Here is a 13,774-nt window from a genome sequence, read left to right as displayed (position 1 = left end):
TGAATCAAAGATAATGCTGTATGATAAAAAAATGCTGGATAGATATCCAGCGAAGGATGAAGAAAACTTGCGAGGCGTCCCGATGATCTGAAAAATGGCGCAGTAGAATTTTTTCTACAGGTTATATTGGAAGCAAATATTTAAATATTACATATTCAGCGAAGAAATGCGTAATAAAAATACATATTGCGCCTCCTGAAAAAATAAATTTTTTATGCTATTACGTATATTCGTATCTATTTCAATGGAATGACAATGTGAATATTAATTATCCTGCTGAATATGAAATTGGTGATATCGTCTTTACATGTATAGGTGCTGCCTTATTTGGTCAAATATCAGCTGCATCAAATTGCTGGAGTAATCACGTCGGGATCATTATCGGTCATAACGGTGAAGACTTCATGGTTGCAGAAAGCCGGGTTCCCCTTTCAACCATCACCACGCTATCTCGTTTTATTAAACGTTCTTCTAATCAACGCTATGCTATAAAGCGATTAGACGCCGGGCTTACAGAACAACAAAAACAACGAATTGTTGAACAGGTTCCCTCCCGGCTACGCAAACTTTACCACACCGGTTTTAAATACGAATCTTCGCGCCAGTTCTGTTCAAAATTTGTTTTTGATATTTATAAAAAGGCGCTATGTATTCCGGTGGGTGAAATAGAGACGTTTGGAGAATTGTTAAATAGCAATCCGAATGCAAAACTCACTTTCTGGAAATTCTGGTTCTTAGGTTCTATTCCGTGGGAGCGTAAAACCGTCACGCCAGCCAGTTTGTGGCATCATCCGGGTTTGGTGTTGATTCATGCGGAGGGAGTGGAAACGCCTCAGCCGGAACTGACCGAGGCGGTATAACTTAACGCAGTCGCCCTCTCGCCAGGTTCAGCCGCGATTCGCTCATCTGCATCGCATTCTGACTGACGTGACAATGGGTAATCGCGATAGCTAATGCATCGGCAGCATCCGCCTGTGGATTAGCGGGCAGTTTCAGCAAGGTGCGGACCATATGCTGCACCTGGCTTTTTTCAGCACTACCAATACCTACCACCGTTTGCTTTACCTGACGTGCCGCATATTCAAATACCGGCAATTCCTGATTCACCGCCGCCACAATCGCCACGCCGCGTGCCTGCCCCAGTTTCAGGGCTGAGTCAGCGTTCTTCGCCATAAAGACTTGTTCAATGGCGAAATAATCAGGCTGGAACTGGGTAATGATTTCCGTCACGCCCGCATAGATGAGCTTCAGACGAGACGGTAAATCATCCACTTTGGTGCGTATGCATCCGCTACCCAGGTAGGACAATTGCCTGCCTACCTGGCGGATGACGCCATAGCCGGTCACGCGCGAACCCGGGTCAATGCCGAGAATAATAGCCATCACGCGTCTCCGTTTTGCTGTTTAGCAGGCCCCATCAGAGAGTCGCTGCAACCTCATCAGAGATTTCACCGTTATGGTAGACTTCCTGCACGTCGTCGCAATCTTCCAGCATATCGATCAGACGCATCAGTTTCGGTGCGGTTTCTGCATCCATATCAGCTTTGGTGGACGGGATCATGGAAACTTCCGCGCTGTCTGCTTTCAGACCTGCCGCTTCCAGAGCGTCGCGCACTTTACCCATTTCTTCCCATGCAGTGTAGACATCAATTGCGCCGTCATCATAGGTCACAACGTCTTCAGCACCTGCTTCCAGGGCTGCTTCCATGATGGTGTCTTCATCGCCTTTCTCGAAGGAGATCACGCCTTTTTTGCTGAACAGATAAGCTACGGAACCATCAGTACCGAGGTTACCGCCACATTTACTGAATGCATGGCGCACTTCAGCAACGGTACGGTTGCGGTTGTCAGACAGACATTCAATCATGATTGCCGTGCCGCCAGGACCGTAACCTTCGTAGATGATGGTTTCCATGTTTGCATCATCATCCCCCCCCACACCACGTGCGATTGCGCGGTTCAGAGTGTCACGGGTCATGTTGTTAGACAATGCTTTATCAATTGCTGCACGCAGACGCGGGTTAGCGTCCGGGTCACCACCGCCCAGCTTAGCCGCGGTTACCAGCTCACGAATGATTTTAGTGAAGATTTTACCGCGCTTAGCATCCTGCGCAGCTTTACGATGTCTGGTGTTGGCCCATTTACTATGACCTGCCATAAAAATATCTCCAGATAGCCCTGCCTGTTCAGGCAGCGTTAATTACAAACTGTTCAATCGCCTGCCGGTTGCTCCAGGACTTAGTGAGCGCCGCCGCAGCAGGCGCATCAAGCCACTTGTAGGCCAGATGTTCAGTGAAGACGACCTGGCGTTCGTGCGGGAGCGCAAGACAGAACCATGATTCCGTATTACGCGTCACGCCCGGCGCATAGCGATGACGTAAATGTGAAAAAATTTCAAATTCTACCGTGCGCTGACAGTCAATTAAGGTCAGTTGTTCAGCGACAACATCGATGGTGACCTCTTCCTTTACTTCGCGCATGGCAGCTTGCGGCGCGGTTTCACCCTCTTCCACGCTGCCGGTTACCGACTGCCAGAAATCGGGATCGTCACGCCGCTGCAACATCAGCACCCGTTTCGTATCTTGTGCATAGATGACCACTAAGATCGAAACGGGACGCTTATACACTTTATCCTTCACGCTGCCTCTTCGTTGACTGCCTTCGCTCATCCCATTCACATAGTTATCTATGCTCATGGGAGTTCACTCAGTTGCCGCCTCGATGCAACGCGAATGATTTCGTGTATTTGAGTCATATCAGTTATTCTCTGCCTTCTTCACAACCTGAATGCTCAGCTCAGCCAGTGCAGTCGGGTTAGCAAAGCTCGGTGCTTCAGTCATCAGACATGCTGCCGCCGTGGTTTTCGGGAAGGCGATAACGTCACGGATATTGTCGGTGCCGGTCAGCAGCATGGTCAAACGGTCAAGACCAAATGCCAGACCTGCGTGCGGCGGAGTACCGTATTTCAGGGCGTCGAGCAGGAAGCCGAATTTCTCGCGCTGTTCCTCTTCGTTGATACCCAGAATACCAAACACCGTCTGCTGCATATCACCATTATGGATACGCACAGAACCACCGCCCACTTCGTAACCATTGATAACCATATCGTAAGCGTTCGCCACCGCATTTTCTGGTGCAGCTTTCAGTTCTGCAGCAGTCATGTCTTTCGGTGAGGTGAACGGATGGTGCATTGCCGTCAGGCCGCCTTCACCGTCGTCTTCAAACATCGGGAAGTCGATAACCCACAGCGGAGCCCATTTGCTTTCGTCGGTCAGACCAAGGTCTTTACCCACTTTCAGGCGCAGTGCGCCCATCGCGTCGGCAACAATTTTCTTATTGTCGGCACCGAAGAAAATCATATCGCCATCTTGCGCGGCAGTACGATCCAGGATGGCTTCGATGATTTCTGCATTAAGGAACTTCGCTACCGGGCTGTTGATACCTTCCAGACCTTTCGCGCGCTCGTTAACTTTAATGTAAGCCAGACCTTTCGCGCCGTAGATTTTAACGAAGTTACCATATTCGTCGATCTGTTTACGGGTCAGCGATGCGCCGCCCGGAACACGCAGAGCGGCAACACGGCCTTTCGGATCGTTCGCCGGACCTGCAAATACTGCAAACTCAACAGATTTCAGCAGATCGGCAACGTCGGTCAGTTCCATCGGGTTACGCAGATCCGGTTTATCAGAACCATAACGGCGTTCTGCTTCTGCAAAGGTCATTACCGGGAAATCGCCCAGATCCACGCCCTTCACTTCCAGCCACAGATGACGCACCAGCGCTTCCATCACTTCACGCACTTGCGGCGCGGTCATGAAAGAAGTTTCCACATCGATCTGAGTAAATTCAGGCTGACGATCAGCGCGCAGGTCTTCGTCACGGAAGCATTTAACGATCTGATAGTAACGGTCAAAGCCGGACATCATCAGCAGCTGTTTGAACAACTGTGGGGATTGCGGCAGTGCGTAGAATTTACCTTTGTGCACACGAGAAGGCACCAGGTAGTCACGCGCGCCTTCCGGCGTGGCTTTGGTCAGCATCGGAGTTTCGATGTCGAGGAAGCCGTGGTCATCCATAAAACGGCGCACCAGGCTGGTGATTTTAGCGCGGGTTTTCAGGCGCTGAGCCATTTCCGGGCGACGCAGGTCGAGGTAGCGGTATTTCAGACGCGCTTCTTCGGTGTTGACGTGGTTAGAGTCAAGCGGCAGAACATCTGCACGGTTGATGATAGTCAGCGAGGACGCCAGTACTTCGATTTCGCCAGTCGCCATATCGCGGTTAATATTTTTTTCGTCACGCGCACGTACGGTGCCCGTGACCTGAATGCAGAACTCATTACGCAGTTCAGAGGCCAGCTTTAACGCGTCCGCACGATCCGGATCGAAAAATACCTGCACGATACCTTCGCGGTCGCGCATATCGATGAAGATCAGGCTACCAAGATCACGACGACGGTTGACCCAACCACACAGAGTCACCTGCTGCCCCACGTGGGACAAACGGAGCTGTCCACAATATTCTGTACGCATGAGATATCCCTTAACTTAGCTGCCGGCGGATGTCCCCTGCTGCGCAGGTGACCAAGTCGCAGCGTTAGCTGTATGTCACAACTGAATGAAAAAAGGCGGCTATTATACTGGAAATTCTGCCGCACCGTAAGAGCCTGGCCCGCGCTGGAACGCCTCGTTACCACTTTATATCGGGCCTGAAATCAGACTCTACGCCAGTTTGCTATAAAGGTGTTGCCCGAACTCATAAAAATTAACAAAATTTGTCGTTCCGCCATCGGCTAATCGCATTAAGGTGAGAGGCACGATTTTGTTTTGTCAGGAGTCATCATGCTTGAACTTAATGCTAAAACCACCGCGCTGGTGGTGATTGATTTACAAGAAGGCATCTTACCTTTTGCCGGTGGCCCGCATACTGCCGATGAGGTGGTTAATCGCGCCGGGAAGCTGGCGGCGAAATTTCGCGCTAGCGGTCAGCCCGTGTTTCTGGTGCGCGTTGGCTGGTCTGCCGATTATGCCGAAGCATTAAAACAGCTGGTTGATGCCCCCTCCCCCGCTAAAGTGTTACCCGAAAACTGGTGGCAACATCCTGCTGCACTAGGTGCAACCGACAGCGATATCGAAATCATCAAACGTCAATGGGGTGCGTTTTACGGTACGGATCTGGAGTTGCAATTACGCCGCCGGGGTATCGATACAATAGTATTATGTGGGATCTCGACCAATATCGGTGTTGAATCCACCGCCCGCAATGCCTGGGAACTCGGTTTTAACCTGGTGATCGCCGAAGACGCCTGCAGCGCCGCCAGCGCCGAGCAGCACAATAACAGCATCAACCATATCTACCCACGCATCGCCCGTGTGCGCAGTGTGGAAGAGATCCTCCACGCGTTATGATTTACATCGGTCTGCCGCAATGGTCGCATCCTAAATGGGTGCGGTTGGGGATCACCAGCCTTGAAGAGTATGCCCGCCACTTTAACTGTGTGGAGGGCAACACCACGCTTTACGCCCTGCCGAAATCCGAGGTTGTCCTGCGCTGGCGTGAGCAGACCACAGATGACTTCCGCTTCTGTTTTAAGTTTCCGGCGACCATTTCGCATCAGGCAGCATTACGGCATTGCGATGATTTAGTGACTGAATTTTTGACCCGCATGTCACCGTTAGCGCCGCGCATTGGGCAATACTGGCTGCAACTGCCTGCCACATTTGGCCCACGGGATCTGCCTGCGCTTTGGCATTTTCTCGATTCTCTTCCCGGCGAATTTAATTATGGTGTGGAAGTCCGCCATCCACAGTTTTTCGCCAAAGGGGAAGAGGAACAAACGCTTAATCGCGGTTTACATCAGCGCGGCGTTAATCGGGTGATTTTAGACAGCCGCCCGGTTCATGCAGCACGTCCACACAGTGAAGCTATTCGCGACGCTCAACGAAAAAAACCTAAAGTTCCGGTACATGCTGTACTGACGGCGACAAATCCGCTGATCCGTTTTATCGGTAGTGATGATATGACGCAAAACCGGGAATTATTTCAGGTCTGGTTACAAAAATTAGCGCAGTGGCATCAGACCACTACGCCTTATCTTTTTTTACATACGCCAGATATTGCCCAGGCCCCGGAACTGGTACATACCCTGTGGGAAGACTTACGTAAAACGCTTCCAGAGATCGGAGCAGTTCCGGCTATTCCACAGCAATCTTCTCTTTTCTGAATTTGCCACCTATCATAGACAGGTGCCATCGGCCATTTTAAAGGGAGTTTGTATGGTAAGCGCGCTATATGCCGTTTTAAGTGCGTTGTTATTAATGAAGTTCTCTTTTGATGTCGTTCGCCTGCGAATGCAGTACCGCGTTGCCTATGGCGACGGCGGTTTTAGCGAACTGCAAAGCGCTATTCGCATTCATGGCAATGCGGTGGAATATATTCCCATCGCGATTGTGCTGATGCTGTTTATGGAAATGAATGGCGCAGAAACCTGGATGGTGCATATTTGCGGCATCGTTTTGCTTGCTGGTCGTCTGATGCATTATTACGGTTTTCATCACCGTCTGTTCCGCTGGCGACGTTCCGGCATGAGCGCCACCTGGTGTGCGCTGTTGCTGATGGTGCTGGCGAATCTTTGGTATATGCCCTGGGAGTTGGTTTTCTCCCTGCGTTAGCGCACAATACGCCACTTTCTTTTTCCCGGATTTTTACGTTATGTCTCACCGCGACACGCTATTTTCTGCCCCTATCGCCAGACTGGGCGACTGGACCTTTGATGAACGGGTAGCTGAAGTCTTCCCGGATATGATCCAGCGTTCCGTTCCCGGCTATTCCAATATTATTTCCATGATTGGTATGTTAGCCGAGCGCTTCGTTCAACCTGGTACGCAGGTTTACGATCTGGGTTGTTCTCTGGGCGCGGCGACGCTCTCGGTGCGTCGCAACATTCATCATGATAATTGTAAAATTATCGCCATCGACAATTCCCCGGCAATGATTGAACGCTGCCGCCGTCATATCGACGCCTATAAAGCGCCTACGCCTGTTGACGTTATTGAAGGTGATATTCGTGATATTGCCATTGAAAACGCGTCGATGGTGGTACTGAATTTTACCCTGCAATTCCTGGAACCTTCCGAGCGTCAGGCGTTACTGGATAAAATTTATCAAGGGCTGAACCCGGGCGGTGCGCTGGTGCTTTCGGAAAAATTCAGTTTCGAAGATGCCAAAGTTGGTGAATTGCTGTTCAACATGCACCACGACTTTAAACGTGCTAACGGTTACAGCGAACTGGAGATCAGCCAGAAGCGCAGCATGCTGGAAAACGTGATGCTAACCGATTCTGTGGAAACCCATAAAGCACGCCTGCATCAAGCTGGTTTTGAGCATAGCGAGCTGTGGTTCCAGTGCTTTAACTTTGGTTCCCTGGTGGCATTAAAAGCAGAGGACGCTGCATGATCGACTTTGGTAACTTTTATTCTCTGATTGCCAAAAATCATCTTTCACACTGGCTGGAAACGCTGCCCGCGCAGATTGCTAACTGGCAGCGCGAGCAGCAGCACGGGCTGTTTAAGCAGTGGTCCAACGCGGTGGAATTTCTGCCTGAAATTAAACCGTATCGTCTGGATTTATTGCATAGCGTAACCGCCGAAAGCGAAGAGCCACTGAGCGCCGGGCAAATTAAACGCATTGAAACGCTGATGCGCAACCTGATGCCGTGGCGCAAAGGGCCGTTCTCACTGTATGGCGTCAACATCGATACCGAATGGCGTTCCGACTGGAAATGGGATCGCGTTCTGCCCCATCTTTCTGATTTAACCGGGCGCACCATTCTTGATGTCGGCTGTGGCAGCGGTTATCACATGTGGCGCATGATTGGCGCAGGCGCGCACCTCGCGGTGGGAATCGACCCTACGCAACTGTTTCTGTGCCAGTTTGAAGCGGTGCGTAAACTACTGGGTAACGATCAGCGCGCACATTTGTTACCGTTAGGTATTGAACAGCTTCCGGCATTGAAAGCCTTTGATACCGTCTTTTCGATGGGCGTGCTTTATCATCGTCGTTCACCGCTGGAGCATCTCTGGCAGTTGAAAGATCAACTGGTCAATGAAGGCGAACTGGTGCTTGAAACGCTGGTTATTGATGGTGATGAGAACACGGTGCTGGTGCCGGGCGATCGTTACGCGCAAATGCGTAATGTCTATTTCATCCCTTCCGCGCTGGCGCTGAAAAACTGGCTGAAGAAGTGTGGTTTTGTTGATATTCGCATTGCGGATGTGAGCGTTACCACCACAGAAGAGCAGCGACGCACCGAATGGATGGTTACTGAATCGCTGGCCGATTTTCTCGACCCGCATGATCCGGGTAAGACGGTAGAAGGTTATCCTGCGCCTAAACGCGCGGTACTGATTGCGCGCAAGCCGTAAAGATTAGCGCCTGTTTCCGGGCGCTTTTCACGTCTTATGCCTGAACAGCTGGCTGATCAAACGCCGTTAACTTCGGTGCATTGCCCGTATATTTTTCGATATACACCAGCGCAGAGTTACCGGCACAGGCATTTGCCAGCTGAGAGCTGGGGATATCCGCCGTTAACACGTTCGCACTGCCGTTTTTACACAAGCCATTTTCCAGATCTGGCCATGCACCTTCATGCACGCATACCACGCCTTTTTTGATCCCGTCAGTCACCACCGCGCCTGTCAGAATCTGACCACGTTTGTTCCAGACACGCACCAGATCGCCATTCGCAATACCAAAGCGAGCAGCATCTTCGGTGTGAATAGTGATCGGTTCACGATCGGCAACCGCATATTTTTTACGCAGTTCCGCATAGTTAAGCTGACTGTGTAAACGGTGTGCCGGATGTGCGGTCAGAAGCTGCAACTGCTTATCGTCGGCGGAACCTTTCCACTCATCAGGCGCAAGCCAGGTTGGGTGTGCCGGGCAATCCTTATAGCCAAATTTTTCCAGCGTTTTGGAGTAAATCTCAATTTTGCCGCTTGGCGTACCCAGCGCATTTTTCACCGGATCGGCGCGGAAATCACCATAACGAACGTACTGTTCGTTCTTCTCGCTGCGGCGCATTTCGATCAGTTTATTTTGCTGCCAGAAAGCATTAAACATCGGCATAGTCACGCGTTGCGCACGCGCACCTTTCTGAGCGGCATCATAGAAAAATTTCAGCCACGCCATTTCATCTCTACCTTCGGTATAGATCTCTTTTCCGCCAGGTTTGAGTAATTCAGCAAGATCGGCAAACACGTCAAAATCGTTACGCGCTTCAAATTGCGCAGCGACAACCTGCTTCATCGGTACAATATGCTGGTTGCTGTAATCACCGGTCATCGTCAAGTCATTGCGCTCAAACGATGTGGTGATCGGTAATACGATATCTGCATGTTTAGCAGCTGCGGTCCAGTAGCATTCAGAAACGACGATCATCTCCGGTTTCTGCCATGCTTTAATCAGACGATTAGTATCCTGGTGATGGGTAAAGTTACCGCCACCCGCCCACCAGATCATTTTGATATTCGGATACGTTTGTTCTTTACCGTTATGCTGATATTTGCCGCCAGGATTTTCCAGCGCATCGACGATACGGGCAACAGGAATCGCCGTCATTCCGCCATCATCAGCGGCCTCACTGGCCTGTCCGGCAATCGCCGCAGACATTTCCGGCAGCACGCCGCCAACACGCGTCGGGTTACCACCGTTTGAGTAATGATAAGAGAAACCAAACCCGCCGCCCGGTGTACCAATCTGCCCTAACATCGCCGCCAGCGTCACCAACATCCAGTGTTTCTGTTCACCATATTGCTGGCGCTGAATTCCCCAGCCAGCCATCAGCATTGTGCGATTCGCCGCCATCAGTTCAGCGAGTTTGACTATCTGCGCTTCCGGTACGCCAGTAATTTCCGCCGCCCAGGCCGCGCTCTTCGGGGTATTATCGCTCTTACCTGTCAGATACTCTTCAAACTGCGGATATCCGGTAGTGTATTTTTCAAGGAACACTTTATCGTGTTTGCTTTGTGTCATCAGGGTATGCGCGATCCCTAACATCAGTGCCACGTCGGTGCCCATATTCGGCGCGATCCAGGTGGCATTATCGCCAAAGAATTCGATGGTTTCGGAGCGAATAGGATCAATGGCAATCACGGGTTTGCCAGATTTTTTCAGCTGATGGAAATATTCCAGCCCTTGCTCATCGGTACTGCTCCAGGCAATTTTTAAGGTATTCAGCGGGTTCATGCCCCACAACACCACCACCTGACTATTTTCCAGAATCAGCGGCCAGGAAGTCTGCTGTTCATAGACCTCCACAGAACCGACAACGTGCGGCATGATCACCTGTGCCGCCCCGGTTGAATAATCGCCGCTATGCCCGGAATAACCGCCCGCCAGGTTCATATAACGTTGCAGTAAGGTTTGCGCTTTATGCAACACGCCAGAAGATCGCCAGCCGTAAGATCCGGCAAAAATGGCCGATGGTCCGTTAGCTTTACGAATACGATCGTGTTGCTCATGAATCAGTTTTAATGCTTGTTCCCAGCTCACCTGTACATAGGTATCTTCGCCACGACCTTTTGCCGGTTGCAGTGGATTATCGAGATAGCTTTTTCTCACCATCGGATGCTGAATACGCGCCGTGGTGTGTACCTGATCCGCCGCCGTAGACTGTAAGGAGTTCGGTATGGTTTTCGCCAACGCGCCTGTCGAAGAAACAATCTTGCCGTCCTTCACTTCTACGTTCATCGCTCCCCAACGGCCCGCGGTGAGGATTTTGCCACCCTTCTCTTCTGCCCATGCGGGTAGCGGTGCAGCCGATGTCACTACCAGCGCCCCAGCGGCAATACCGCTGTGTTTAATAAATTCACGTCTTGTTAATGTCATAACTTCCTCCCTGATCAACGAGGATCACTGTTTCTCGGTAATATCTTTGGCGTTGTACTGGAAGTACCGCGTCAAAATGTCCAGTTCGTTTTCGCTCATGCTGGTTCGCGCACCCATTCCTTTGGCAATGGACGGCCATGCATTGACGGTGTAATGGTCAGCGGCAATAGGGGCATGGCAACCAGCGCAATAGGTATCGTCAAGTTTTTCAGCGTATTGCCATAGAGGTTTACGGTCCGCTAATGCGGGATCGGTAAGCACACCCTGTAAAGACGCCTGACGCCATTGATTACCGTATTCGTCAGCCTGCCATTCCCCGTTTACCGTCAGCGCCTTGATACCTTCTTCACTTAATGTGGCTAGCGCCAGCCGTTGACCTGCCGCCAGGTAGAGCGTGCTTTCACTGCCCTGCATTTGATAACCCTGCAACAGAACGATCGGCTGTTTGCCACTGGCATCAACGACGGTGAGATCGGTACCAGGATTCACAGTGGCCAGTTCGCCTATGCGGGAAGGTTTGAAAGGATAAATATGTGCGCCATTGGTCACAGAAGTGGCAGCCTGACTTTCCAGTTCATGCGCCGCGTTGTCATCCATTTTTATTTCTGGCGGAAAATGGGCAATGCCTTTATGACAATCGATACAGGTTTCGCCGTCCTTTTGCGCTTTGTTATGCATTTTCTGCGCAGATTCACCTTGCGAGGCAATATCCATGGCATCAAAAGAATGGCAACTACGACACGTTGCAGAATCAGTTGCTTTTAATTCTTTCCATACTGTTTCGGCCATTTCCTGATGATGCGTTTCGAATTTATCGTCACTGTCTATTTTGCCGCTAACAAATTCATGATAAATATCTTTAGAAGCTTTTAATTTAGCAAATAAATAATCCATCCCTGACTTTGGAATATGGCAATCGGCACATTCCGCACGTATCCCTTTCTGGTTAGAAAAGTGGACAGTTTCCTGATATTCCTCAAAAGGTTTACTCATCGAGTGGCAGGAAAGGCAAAATGCGGTATCCGACGTTTTATGTAAGGCTTTTTGCGCCAGCAATAACCCGCCACCACCAACCACAACCGCTATCAGCAAAAACAATAACCCAATGCGTTTTTTCCCTCGCATAGATTCCTCTAATTAATTCCAGAACACCGAAATCATTGTATAATTAAATATACAACGAATTGACCGCTTGCATAATTCGGCACAACACTGCCTGAAATAATCGATAAAGAATATGATTTATTACAATGTAATCATTAATTGCTAAGGAATAACCCAGTTGTTATTTAGAATATATATTTGTCAGTTTTAGTAATTTAAATTACATAATTAATATGAATATATAAAAATTTTTAGCACAACGCTATGTGCACTGTCACCCGCTCAACAGATCGCGGTAATCGTTCATTTTTTATACTATTCAGGGATAAAAAAAGGCCCCTGTTGAAATTGCAGGGGCCTGGTACGAGCAAGCATCATATTGGGCGACATGATGCAACGGTAAAAATCATTTGGCCTGATGGCGTTCAATGATTCCTTTCATTTCAGCAACCGCCGCCCCGTCTACGACATAACGCGAATACTCGTCCGCGTGTGCATCTGATGACATGGACAATCCTTGATTACGATAACGCATTGGTGAGGCTTGCCACGCTCCCGCGGAGCTATGGACTTCCAGCACTCCGGCATCGAGGAAGTGGTGCAGGTTTTCTGCACGGACTCCTGCTCCGGCCATAATGATTGGAGCATCACCATGGGCAATAAGTTCCATAATTTTTGATAAACCTTGCAGTGCGTCTGATTTTTGCCCTGATGTCAGTACCCGAGCAACGCCCAATTCCGCAAGATTATTGAGTGTATTTAAAGGGTTAGCGCACATATCGAAGGCGCGATGAAAAGTCACTGCCAGCGGACCGGCAGCAGCCATTATTTTTTCCATTCGTGGCATATCGACATTCCCGTCAACATCGAGAACGCCCGTCACCAGTCCAGGAAAACCTAATTCGCGGACTGTGCGCACATCCTCAAGAATGGCGGCAAATTCACCGTCGCTGTAGCAAAAATCACCACCGCGTGGGCGAATAATAGGATGCACAGGGATCGTCACCCGCTGGCGTACGGATTTCAGTACCCCCAACGACGGCGTTAAGCCCCCCTCTTTTGGGGCTGCGCATAATTCAACTCTGTCTGCGCCGTTTTGCTGCGCCGTTAGCGCGCATTCCATGCTGTAACAGCAAATTTCCAGTAATGCCATTTTTGCTCCTTAATTACGCCGACTGCTCGCTGGCAACAATCTCTTCAATGGACCACGGATGAAATTTAATGGTCGTTTTGCCATCGGTGACCGCCAGCGTCGGATTCGGTAATCGTTCATGCTCACCTTTTGGCGAACTGGTTTTAACTGAGATCCCCGGTAGGCTGAGTCCTTCATCAGAAAGCAATGCCAGCGCACGGGCATTCAGCGTTTCTGGATCACCCGGCAGAACGATTTCAATATGTTCCCAACCTTCGTGCGGGTAACGTTTTTCTCCGGGCCACGGTAGCTCCACTATGGAAAACTGCCAGTGCGCAACCTGTACCGGTTCATGCAATTTAAACAGACAAATCGGCCTGCCATTGATCATATTTTCTGACAAAAGCTCGCCGCACTGTTCAAACCCGCGACGCCAGCGTTCAGCGGTGACGTTTTGATGGCAACGCAAAGAAATGTGATCGGCAGTCAGTGGAGTGATATCCAACCCCAGACGGCGGGAAAGTTCATCTAATGCGTGGGTAAATCGCGGTAAATCCGATGCAATATCCTGCAGCTCGTCGATAGATTGCCAGTTCGCCATAATCACTCTTCGTCTTTCAGTAAAAGCGTTAATTTACCCTGTTGCCCTGCGCC

At 50.2% G+C, this 13,774-nt stretch carries 15 protein-coding genes; 6 read left to right on the top strand and 9 right to left on the bottom strand.

The annotated features are described in order from the left end of the window. Positions 1-121: 121 nt before the first annotated feature. Positions 122-187, bottom strand: a complete 66-nt coding sequence (gene yobI / locus ACJHX3_RS00695; protein WP_072123646.1) for a stress response small protein YobI — start codon at positions 185-187, stop codon at positions 122-124. A gap of 70 nt (positions 188-257) precedes the next feature. Between yobI and ACJHX3_RS00690 the strand changes: the two genes are divergently transcribed. After that, complete coding sequence (locus ACJHX3_RS00690) at positions 258-860, top strand: YebB family permuted papain-like enzyme (protein ID WP_001024936.1); 603 nt, start codon at positions 258-260, stop codon at positions 858-860. Position 861: 1 nt separating this feature from the next. On the opposite strand, the gene ruvC is transcribed toward ACJHX3_RS00690, so the two are convergent. From ruvC to aspS, 4 genes are all read right to left on the bottom strand, one after another. After that, positions 862-1,383: a crossover junction endodeoxyribonuclease RuvC gene (gene ruvC / locus ACJHX3_RS00685; RefSeq protein ID WP_001295503.1), complete on the bottom strand. Its 522-nt coding sequence runs from the start codon at positions 1,381-1,383 to the stop codon at positions 862-864. A 34-nt stretch (positions 1,384-1,417) separates the two neighbouring features. Next, entirely contained in the window at positions 1,418-2,158 is a 741-nt protein-coding gene (locus ACJHX3_RS00680) for a YebC/PmpR family DNA-binding transcriptional regulator (RefSeq protein ID WP_000907234.1), read from the bottom strand. 28 nt (positions 2,159-2,186) lie between these two features. Further along, on the bottom strand, positions 2,187-2,639 hold the full coding sequence (gene nudB, locus ACJHX3_RS00675; protein WP_001308712.1) for a dihydroneopterin triphosphate diphosphatase: 453 nt from the start codon (positions 2,637-2,639) through the stop codon (positions 2,187-2,189). 117 nt (positions 2,640-2,756) lie between these two features. Then, positions 2,757-4,529: an aspartate--tRNA ligase gene (gene aspS / locus ACJHX3_RS00670; protein WP_001258662.1), complete on the bottom strand. Its 1,773-nt coding sequence runs from the start codon at positions 4,527-4,529 to the stop codon at positions 2,757-2,759. Positions 4,530-4,838: 309 nt separating this feature from the next. Here aspS and ACJHX3_RS00665 point away from each other — a divergent pair, with 309 nt between their 5' ends. From ACJHX3_RS00665 to cmoB, 5 genes are read left to right on the top strand one after another with little or no spacing between them, the layout of a single operon-like run. Next, a complete protein-coding gene (locus tag ACJHX3_RS00665) occupies positions 4,839-5,405 on the top strand; it encodes a hydrolase (RefSeq protein WP_000891612.1) in 567 nt (188 codons plus the stop codon). Continuing rightward, positions 5,402-6,220, top strand: a complete 819-nt coding sequence (locus tag ACJHX3_RS00660) for a DUF72 domain-containing protein (RefSeq protein ID WP_000639287.1) — start codon at positions 5,402-5,404, stop codon at positions 6,218-6,220. Before ACJHX3_RS00665 ends, ACJHX3_RS00660 begins: the two co-directional genes overlap by 4 nt. A gap of 52 nt (positions 6,221-6,272) precedes the next feature. Further along, positions 6,273-6,668 (top strand): MAPEG family protein, encoded by a 396-nt coding sequence (locus ACJHX3_RS00655; protein ID WP_000252980.1) that lies wholly within the window; start codon positions 6,273-6,275, stop codon positions 6,666-6,668. Between the two features lie 40 nt (positions 6,669-6,708). Continuing rightward, positions 6,709-7,452: a carboxy-S-adenosyl-L-methionine synthase CmoA gene (gene cmoA / locus ACJHX3_RS00650; protein WP_000019591.1), complete on the top strand. Its 744-nt coding sequence runs from the start codon at positions 6,709-6,711 to the stop codon at positions 7,450-7,452. Continuing rightward, positions 7,449-8,420 (top strand): tRNA 5-methoxyuridine(34)/uridine 5-oxyacetic acid(34) synthase CmoB, encoded by a 972-nt coding sequence (gene cmoB / locus ACJHX3_RS00645; protein ID WP_000564725.1) that lies wholly within the window; start codon positions 7,449-7,451, stop codon positions 8,418-8,420. Before cmoA ends, cmoB begins: the two co-directional genes overlap by 4 nt. 34 nt (positions 8,421-8,454) lie before the next feature. On the opposite strand, the gene torZ is transcribed toward cmoB, so the two are convergent. The 4 genes from torZ to ACJHX3_RS00625 form a co-directional block, all read right to left on the bottom strand. Continuing rightward, entirely contained in the window at positions 8,455-10,884 is a 2,430-nt protein-coding gene (torZ, locus tag ACJHX3_RS00640) for a trimethylamine N-oxide reductase TorZ (RefSeq protein ID WP_000176801.1), read from the bottom strand. Between the two features lie 24 nt (positions 10,885-10,908). Continuing rightward, the gene (locus ACJHX3_RS00635) at positions 10,909-12,009 is read right to left on the bottom strand and encodes a NapC/NirT family cytochrome c (protein ID WP_094308282.1); all 1,101 of its coding nucleotides are present in this window, start codon (positions 12,007-12,009) and stop codon (positions 10,909-10,911) included. A gap of 385 nt (positions 12,010-12,394) precedes the next feature. Beyond that, positions 12,395-13,141: a copper homeostasis protein CutC gene (cutC, locus tag ACJHX3_RS00630; protein ID WP_001185732.1), complete on the bottom strand. Its 747-nt coding sequence runs from the start codon at positions 13,139-13,141 to the stop codon at positions 12,395-12,397. Between the two features lie 13 nt (positions 13,142-13,154). Next, positions 13,155-13,721 carry a VOC family protein gene (locus ACJHX3_RS00625; protein ID WP_001304291.1) on the bottom strand — a complete coding sequence of 189 codons (567 nt, stop codon included), beginning with the start codon at positions 13,719-13,721 and terminating at the stop codon, positions 13,155-13,157. Positions 13,722-13,774: the final 53 nt, after the last annotated feature.

The organism is Escherichia sp. WS1265 (assembly GCF_046487585.1).
GTDB lineage: Bacteria > Pseudomonadota > Gammaproteobacteria > Enterobacterales > Enterobacteriaceae > Escherichia > Escherichia coli.
Note: the sequence above shows the minus strand (reverse complement) of the source record. Positions and strands in the feature narration are given on the sequence as shown.

What these genes read in the sequence shown, in the direction of transcription:
- ruvC (WP_001295503.1), bottom strand. Translation starts at nt 1,383, where the DNA reads ATGGCTATTATTCTCGGCATTGACCCGGGTTCGCGCGTGACCGGCTAT.
- ACJHX3_RS00680 (WP_000907234.1), bottom strand. Translation starts at nt 2,158, where the DNA reads ATGGCAGGTCATAGTAAATGGGCCAACACCAGACATCGTAAAGCTGCG.
- aspS (WP_001258662.1), bottom strand. Translation starts at nt 4,529, where the DNA reads ATGCGTACAGAATATTGTGGACAGCTCCGTTTGTCCCACGTGGGGCAG.
- ACJHX3_RS00665 (WP_000891612.1), top strand. Translation starts at nt 4,839, where the DNA reads ATGCTTGAACTTAATGCTAAAACCACCGCGCTGGTGGTGATTGATTTA.
- ACJHX3_RS00660 (WP_000639287.1), top strand. Translation starts at nt 5,402, where the DNA reads ATGATTTACATCGGTCTGCCGCAATGGTCGCATCCTAAATGGGTGCGG.
- ACJHX3_RS00655 (WP_000252980.1), top strand. Translation starts at nt 6,273, where the DNA reads ATGGTAAGCGCGCTATATGCCGTTTTAAGTGCGTTGTTATTAATGAAG.
- cmoA (WP_000019591.1), top strand. Translation starts at nt 6,709, where the DNA reads ATGTCTCACCGCGACACGCTATTTTCTGCCCCTATCGCCAGACTGGGC.
- cmoB (WP_000564725.1), top strand. Translation starts at nt 7,449, where the DNA reads ATGATCGACTTTGGTAACTTTTATTCTCTGATTGCCAAAAATCATCTT.
- torZ (WP_000176801.1), bottom strand. Translation starts at nt 10,884, where the DNA reads ATGACATTAACAAGACGTGAATTTATTAAACACAGCGGTATTGCCGCT.
- ACJHX3_RS00635 (WP_094308282.1), bottom strand. Translation starts at nt 12,009, where the DNA reads ATGCGAGGGAAAAAACGCATTGGGTTATTGTTTTTGCTGATAGCGGTT.
- cutC (WP_001185732.1), bottom strand. Translation starts at nt 13,141, where the DNA reads ATGGCATTACTGGAAATTTGCTGTTACAGCATGGAATGCGCGCTAACG.
- ACJHX3_RS00625 (WP_001304291.1), bottom strand. Translation starts at nt 13,721, where the DNA reads ATGGCGAACTGGCAATCTATCGACGAGCTGCAGGATATTGCATCGGAT.